Annotated in this window: 2 protein-coding genes; both read left to right on the plus strand. The window is 45.7% G+C overall.

Annotated features, from left to right (window positions below; genetic code table 11):
* The first annotated feature begins 769 nt into the window (after positions 1 to 769).
* Positions 770 to 1,453 (plus strand): hypothetical protein, encoded by a 684-nt coding sequence (locus IQ242_RS21855; protein ID WP_193961389.1) that lies wholly within the window; start codon positions 770 to 772, stop codon positions 1,451 to 1,453.
* Positions 1,454 to 1,619: 166 nt separating this feature from the next.
* The coding region (locus tag IQ242_RS21860; protein ID WP_193961390.1) for an energy transducer TonB at positions 1,620 to 2,696 on the plus strand (1,077 nt) is incomplete at its 3' end.

Consider the following 2,696-nt stretch of genomic DNA (forward strand, 5'->3'; position numbering starts at 1 on the left):
TGTAGGATGGGTTAGCGGTAGCGTAACATAATCGGGCGTTGGGTTTCATGCTTCAACCGTTCGGCAAAAGCTCACGGCCGAAGCCCAACCTACGTTCATCTTATATTTAATTCCACCCACCTACTTAACTTGAGAGTTAATCACACTATTAAAAACGGATTTGGGGCCAGTCAACGGTAAGGTTCTAGGCTGTCAGAGTAGTGCTATAGTTCTATCTCCTCTGGGTTTATTGAGGAAATTTTGCTTTTTTCTTGACAAATTACTCGGGTTGTGGTAGTAAAGAAGTGTAAACTTGATCACCCGATCAAGGAAAAGACAAAAACTATCTTAAGGTTTGCTGAACAAATCTAAAAACCTTGTTAGATAAGGCTTTTAGACTTTTTTTCCCTCAAAAAGTGCTGACCATTGGAGTGATCGGGGGTAAAATTCCTGGACTTTTTCCCTGAAAATTAGGTAACTGACTACCTCAAAATCGGTAAAACCCTACACCCCACACCCCACACCCTGCCCCCACGAAAAACTTTTTGCCGCAAACCCTATCTTAAGGTCGCCAGAGGAGTCCCGTTAAACCGTACAGGAGTTAGCGGGGGATAAATTGCCGCCCAAAGCGAACCCGACTCTAGGGAGTCAACTGACCTTGAGTGGAGATGCTCGAAAGGGTAAGTGTGGGGAGAATAAGTAAAAACCACTAGGAAAAACCTGAATAGAATCTTAATATATAGAGTGCCTAGTAGCCATAACGATTGCGCTCACTATCTTTGTAAATTCTATGGCAGAGATTAACCCAGAGATCAACCTGATGCAGATAGCGACTATACTCAACCAATATCGATTTGAAATGAGAGGATATAAAGCGCAAGAATTAATCGAGCGCTGGTTGCCCACCTATTCGCTAAATTGGATTCGCATGGCGATTTTAGAGGCACTCTATCAGGGACGTTACAAAGTCATTTCGGTGGAGGAAATCCTCAAAATTTGGCACCGTCGCGGCCATCCTACCTTTCATTTTACGGGGGAATTCGAGCGCTTGGTTTGTAAAAACTTGCTAGATTCCCAGTTAAATGGCAAAAAAACGGTATTTATCCCTCAACAGGAAAAGATCAATATACTTTCTACCACCCTTGAGCAGCCTTATCCAGAGCCGGAAGCGGCAAAAACCGATAATAATGGCACAGTAGCCACGAGTAAAGACTCTTTACTCAACTTAGAAACTTCTCTTTTTAATGATCCTCGCAAAGGGATGAGTAATGTGGAGGAATTATTCTCGCAGTTAACCCCGGAAACGCCCAAATTCCCTGAATTAGAGTCAGTGCCTAAATCGCCTAACGGTCCTGGAACTAGGGAGAATTTTCCGGCTAATTTTAAACCGGCAATCGATGAGTTTATCCCTTTGTTAGACCCTTCGGAATTGTATCCCAAATTAAAAGCTGTGGCCCGCTCACCGCATAAGTAGGGTCTGCTGAAAAAGTTTTTCGGTGGTGGCAGGGTGTGGGGTGTTAGGTGTGGGGTGGTGGGGTACTGACACCAATTAATTCCCCGCCCTCAAGAAAAAAAATCGCCCTGACGATTAAAATAGAGTTAACTTTTCCCCTCAAGGCTCTGCTCAATTAACTAGCATTATGACATCCTCCTATTTTGGTCTAGAAACCGAAGAAAATAAACTAATTAACTCTAATAATCTCTCGTTCGCCGCTTCTCTTGGTATTCATGGCCTACTTTTAGCGATTATCTTACCTAATTTCCTCAATAATCCAGCGCAGGAGCCAAAAAAGGAGTTACGCAACGTCAATCTGATTGAATTGAACCCTCTAGAGCAGTCACGTCTTCCCAGTCTCGACTCCTCCCTGTCCAGCTTACCCGGACTGCCTAACCTCAATTCGTCCTCTTCCTCTTTGCCTCCCCTCCCCCCCATGGATGGTATCCATAACAGCACCTTACCTCCTTTACCCTCGGTTTCTTCCCTTCCCCCTTTACCTTCCTTACCTCCTTTACCTCCCCTCTCCTCTTTACCCTCCGTCAATATCTATTCTCCTCCCGTGGCATCTATCCCCTCCCTGGGTAGATTACCGATTCCTCGCAATTTTCCCACTTCTACCCCCAGTTTACCCAGTCCTCCTGCTGTTCCCACCCTGCCGGACAATAATAATCTGCCGAGGGAGACTAATAACAACCGGATACCTCCTTACTTTGATCCCTACCAAGATAATCTAACTTTAGATAGATTGCGAAAATCCCCTCTTAGTGCATCGCAACAGGCACAGGAACAATTAAACAATTCCTTGGCCCGCACACCGGAGCCGAATGGTCAATCGCCCATTGATCAACAGCGTCGTCAACAATTAAGGTGGGAAATGCAGGAACGTTTGCGCTCCCTGGAGGCGGATAAAAGTAATACCAGTAACGAGGAGGCTATGAGAAATCAGGTGGATTGGCTGGCCAGAGTCCAAAAAAGTAATCCTAACGCCTTAAATGAACTAAATCAGCCCAATCAGGGCAGCAGAGGCATAACTACCGTCAATTTGACTGGTAACTATCCCGCTACGGCTTGTTCCCGTCAATTAGCGGGGACGGCGGTTTATGGGGTGACGGTGGATGCCCAAGGCCGCCTCAGCAGTGAACCCCAGTTAATTAAAAGTGCCGGCTTCCCGATTTTCAATCAACAGGGGGCTAGGGAAGTGAGCCTAACTCGTTTTAAT

Source organism: Microcystis sp. LEGE 08355, from assembly GCF_015207185.1.
Classification (GTDB): Bacteria; Cyanobacteriota; Cyanobacteriia; order Cyanobacteriales; family Microcystaceae; genus Microcystis; species Microcystis panniformis.